This window comes from Marivita sp. (assembly GCF_017643905.1).
Taxonomy (GTDB): domain Bacteria; phylum Pseudomonadota; class Alphaproteobacteria; order Rhodobacterales; family Rhodobacteraceae; genus Marivita.
Window position 1 is genome coordinate 1 of sequence record NZ_JAEPMO010000240.1, and the last position, 4,055, is coordinate 4,055.

Annotated in this window: 7 protein-coding genes and 1 pseudogene; all 8 read left to right on the top strand. The window is 57.7% G+C overall.

Annotated elements, in window-relative coordinates:
• The first annotated feature begins 82 nt into the window (after positions 1–82).
• Complete coding sequence (gene flgC / locus JJ869_RS22445; RefSeq protein WP_292271004.1) at positions 83–472, top strand: flagellar basal body rod protein FlgC; 390 nt, start codon at positions 83–85, stop codon at positions 470–472.
• Positions 473–496: 24 nt separating this feature from the next.
• The gene (gene fliE, locus JJ869_RS22450) at positions 497–784 is read left to right on the top strand and encodes a flagellar hook-basal body complex protein FliE (protein WP_292271006.1); all 288 of its coding nucleotides are present in this window, start codon (positions 497–499) and stop codon (positions 782–784) included.
• Positions 785–788: 4 nt separating this feature from the next.
• Positions 789–1,058 (top strand): flagellar biosynthetic protein FliQ, encoded by a 270-nt coding sequence (locus JJ869_RS22455; protein ID WP_292271008.1) that lies wholly within the window; start codon positions 789–791, stop codon positions 1,056–1,058.
• Between the two features lies 1 nt (position 1,059).
• Positions 1,060–1,773 (top strand): flagellar hook-basal body complex protein, encoded by a 714-nt coding sequence (locus tag JJ869_RS22460; protein WP_292271011.1) that lies wholly within the window; start codon positions 1,060–1,062, stop codon positions 1,771–1,773.
• A 10-nt stretch (positions 1,774–1,783) separates the two neighbouring features.
• Positions 1,784–2,569, top strand: a complete 786-nt coding sequence (gene flgG / locus JJ869_RS22465) for a flagellar basal-body rod protein FlgG (RefSeq protein WP_292271012.1) — start codon at positions 1,784–1,786, stop codon at positions 2,567–2,569.
• Complete coding sequence (gene flgA, locus JJ869_RS22470) at positions 2,569–2,988, top strand: flagellar basal body P-ring formation chaperone FlgA (protein WP_292271015.1); 420 nt, start codon at positions 2,569–2,571, stop codon at positions 2,986–2,988. Before flgG ends, flgA begins: the two co-directional genes overlap by 1 nt.
• A 1-nt stretch (position 2,989) precedes the next feature.
• A complete protein-coding gene (gene flgH / locus JJ869_RS22475) occupies positions 2,990–3,721 on the top strand; it encodes a flagellar basal body L-ring protein FlgH (RefSeq protein ID WP_292271018.1) in 732 nt (243 codons plus the stop codon).
• Between the two features lie 18 nt (positions 3,722–3,739).
• Positions 3,740–4,055, top strand: a pseudogene (locus JJ869_RS22480) (hypothetical protein); the annotation flags it as partial.

Sequence of the window (4,055 nt, forward strand, 5' to 3'; positions counted from 1 at the left end):
GCCAGCATGATCGCGCTCTCGCCATCTATCGCGCCTCTCTGGGCATGCTGCGCAGCGCCCTCAGCAAACAGTAGGGGGCGCTATGTCAGCATTTTCAGACTCCCTCGGCGTCTCTGCAAGTGGGCTCAAGGCACAGTCACACCGGCTGAGGATCGTCGCCGAAAACGTGGCAAACACCGACACACCGGGGTATCGCCGCAAAACCGTAGCTTTTTCAGAAGCCATCGAAAGGACGGGGTTGGCTCAAGTCATCGTTGACAAGGTGGCGCTTGATCGGCGGGCCGGTGAACAGATTTTCGACCCGGGCCATCCGTTGGCGGACGCTTCGGGGCACTACACCGGATCAAATGTCGACCTCATCGTCGAGATCGCAGACGCGCGTGAAGCCCAGCGCAGCTACGAGGCGAACCTCAAGATGTTCGATCAAGCCCGCCAGATGTCTTCAGGCCTTATGGACCTGTTGCGCAAATAACCCTTTCCAGAATGGAGAACCCCCATGGACGTCAAAACGCTCTTCGCATCTCAGCAATATGCATCTTTGAAATCCGCAACAGAACCCGATCCACGGGCGGCGATCGCACAGAGTTTTGCAAAAATCACCGAAGATTTCGCCCAGACCCTGACTTCAACCGAAAACGTCGCCATGGGATCGATGTACGGTGATGCCGATCCTCATGCTCTGGTGGAAGCACTGTCGCAGTCGCAATTGGCCGTGGAAACAGCCGTCACTGTCCGAAATCGTGTGGTCGAGGCGTATCAGGAAATCCTGCGCATGCCGGTATAAGCCCGTGCTGGGCGAAGGCTACATCTATGATGTTCTGCGCGAAGGCTTGCGCGTGGCCGTCCTGATTTCGGCGCCCGTGCTCTTGGTGGCGCTCGTCACTGGTGTGTCGATCGGACTGTTTCAGGCGCTGACCTCGATTCAGGAAATGACACTGACATTCGTACCAAAGCTGGTTGCGATGCTGTCGGTGTTCTGGGCCTCAATGAACTTCATGACGCAAAGCCTGATCGATTTTTTCCAGACCATCATCATTCCGTCAATTGCAGGAGGCTGACATGGAAACTGCCGGCTACGTCACGCTGACTCGCCAATCCGGGCTGATGCGCGAAATGGAAAGTATTGCGCACAATATGGCGAACGCGGCCACGACCGGTTTCCGCCAGCAAGGGCTTGTCTTCTCGGAATATGTCAAAGCGGTTCACGACGGAGACAGCCTGTCGATGGCTGCGGCACGGGTCAAGAAGACCTCGGTCGCACAGGGCATCCTGACCCAGACAGGAAATCCGCTTGATTTGGCAATCGAAGGCTCAGGTTATTTTCAGGTCGAGACTCCGAATGGCATTCGCCTCACCCGAGCCGGAGCGTTCAACGTGAACTCGGTTGGCGACATCGTTTCGTCAAATGGCAATCGCCTTCTCGACATCGGTGGCGCTCCGATCAACGTGCCGGCCGGCGAAGCGGATGTGAAAGTGGCAGCCGACGGCACGGTCAGTCTGGGCGATCAGCTTCTTGGCCAGATCGGAATTGTGGAACCGGAACAAGGCGCTGATCTCAAACGCGAATCCGGTGTCCTGTTTCAAACCGACGCTGCCCTCGCTCCATCCGAAACCGCTCTTGTCCTGCAAGGCCATCTCGAAGGTTCGAACGTTGATGCGATCTCGCAATTGACAAGAATGATCGAAGTCCAGCGCGCTTATGAAATGGGTCAAAAGCTGCTCGACATGGATCACGAACGGTCGCGAACGGCCCTCCAGACCCTAATTAAGTAAAGGAAACACCATGCGCGCCCTCAAAATCGCGGCAACAGGGATGGCCGCTCAGCAGATGCGGGTCGAGATCATCTCGAACAACTTATCGAATATGAACACAACCGGATACAATGCGCGACGCGCCGAGTTTTCGGATCTGCACTATCAACAGATCGCCCGCGCCGGCACGGTAAACGCGGCAGATGGCACTGTCCTGCCAACAGGTGTTCAGGTGGGGCTTGGAGTCCGACCCGCTGCGGTATCGGTGCACCTGGCACAAGGATCGTTGAGCCAGATCAATTCCGATCTCGATCTGGCGATTGACGGGAATGGCTACCTCGAGGTGGCGATGCCCTCGGGACAGGCTGCGTATACACGGGACGGTTCGCTCAAGCGGAATGCGGAAGGCCTGATCGTGACGTCCGAAGGCTTTGCCGTGGCGCCCGAAATCGTCATACCGCAGGATGCGCGTAGCATTTCGATCAATCCCGAAGGCGAAGTCTACGCGTATTTTGCCGAAACGGCAGAGCCGCAACTCCTTGGCCAGTTGAACCTTGTCGGGTTCGCCAATGCGAAGGGACTCGAAGCCCTGGGCGGGAACCTGTTTGCAGAAACCGAAGCCTCCGGTGGACCATTGGTGGCCATACCCGGACAAGACGGTCTTGGAACCCTGCGGCAAGGCTATCTGGAGGACAGTTCCGTTGATCCCGTCCGCGAACTGACCGAACTGATCGAAGCCCAGCGCGGCTACGAATTGAATGCCAAAGTGATTTCGGCGGTGGACCAGATGCTTGGTGCCACAACGCAGGTGCGATGATGCGGCACCTCATCGTTTTGGGCCTCGTTTTGAACGGCCTGCCGGCCTTGGCCGACACCGTCTTTGCCGAGAAAACCATTCGCGCCCGCGAAGTGATCGCTGCCGACGCTGTGTCGGTCAAAGACGTAGACACCGTTGGGGCCGAACGCTCAATCGAAGCCGTGATCGGGGCCGAAGCAAGGCACGCCATCTACGCCGGTCAGCCCATCCTGAAAGCCAGCCTCATGCAGGCCGCAGTCATCGAGCGAAACCAGATCGCCCCAGCTATATTCATTCTTAATGGATTAACCATCGCCACCGAGGCCCGCGCCCTTGAACGGGGATCGGTCGGTGATGTGATCCGCGCCATGAACCTCACGTCGCGCAACACAATCCGCGCCGAGGTTCTGGAAGGCGGCAGTTTGAAAGTGCTTCCCTGACATGATGTATCGCCTTCTGATCGCCACCGCATGTGGCGCCCTGCTACAAAGTTGCGGCAAACTCGATCATATTGGCCAGGCGCCAAGCCTGTCTCCGCAGACCCAAAGCGTTGAACGGCAGGCAATGGTTTTTTCCGGCCTGCCAACCCGGACGCTTGATACCTCTGATTATCGCAGGGCATCGCTTTGGAGTGGCGATGAAACGTCCCTCTTTGGCGATCGCAGAGCGTTCACAACGGGCGACATCCTGACGGTGATGGTCGAGATCGATGATCAGGCCGAGATTTCGAACACAACGTCGCGATCCCGGTCATCACAGGAAAATCTGGGCATTCCTCATTTGCTGGGTTTTCCGCAGCGCCGCAACAAGGCTCTGCCGGACGGAGCAAGCCTCAATTCGGCAGTCGAGCTCGATTCGTCCAGCGCAAGCCAGGGAAACGGTTCCGTGCGCCGCAACGAGAAACTGACCCTGCGCATCGCGGCAACGGTTGTCGATGTCCTGCCGAACGATGTCTTGCGGATCGAAGGCACGCAGGAAGTTCGAGTGAACTTCGAATTGCGGGAACTCTTTGTGTCGGGGTTCGTACGCCGGGCCGACATCACCCGACAGAACGAAATCACCTATGACAAGATGGCGTCGGCACGCATCTCCTATGGCGGCCGTGGACAGATCAGTGATGTCCAACAGCCGCGTGTGGGACAGCAGGTTCTCGATGCAATTCTCCCGTTCTAGCGTTGAAAAGGCTCTGCGATGCTCAAAAAAATCATGCCGCTTATCGCCCTGCTTCTGGGCCTTTCTGGTGGGGGAACTGCTGCCATCGTTCTTGCACCCGCCAAGGACACAGAAGCCGGGCACGATGGGAACAGCGAAACGACACACCAGCCTGCTGCGACCGACGAAAGCGCGGATCCCGCAACGCCGGACAGTTCTCTGATTGCGGCCCTGTCAAGCGGAAAGCAACTGATCCGTCCGGGGTCATGGTTCTCTTCGAGGTCACACATGGTTTGCGCCTCAGCATGGCATCCGGTGGTGGTCGTCTCCAATGTATGGATCGGGTTGTGCAGAA

Excerpts from the sequence above, each read along its gene's own strand:
- flgC (WP_292271004.1), top strand. The coding sequence starts at position 83 with ATGTCAGCATTTTCAGACTCCCTCGGCGTCTCTGCAAGTGGGCTCAAG.
- fliE (WP_292271006.1), top strand. The coding sequence starts at position 497 with ATGGACGTCAAAACGCTCTTCGCATCTCAGCAATATGCATCTTTGAAA.
- JJ869_RS22460 (WP_292271011.1), top strand. The coding sequence starts at position 1,060 with ATGGAAACTGCCGGCTACGTCACGCTGACTCGCCAATCCGGGCTGATG.
- flgG (WP_292271012.1), top strand. The coding sequence starts at position 1,784 with ATGCGCGCCCTCAAAATCGCGGCAACAGGGATGGCCGCTCAGCAGATG.
- flgA (WP_292271015.1), top strand. The coding sequence starts at position 2,569 with ATGCGGCACCTCATCGTTTTGGGCCTCGTTTTGAACGGCCTGCCGGCC.
- flgH (WP_292271018.1), top strand. The coding sequence starts at position 2,990 with ATGATGTATCGCCTTCTGATCGCCACCGCATGTGGCGCCCTGCTACAA.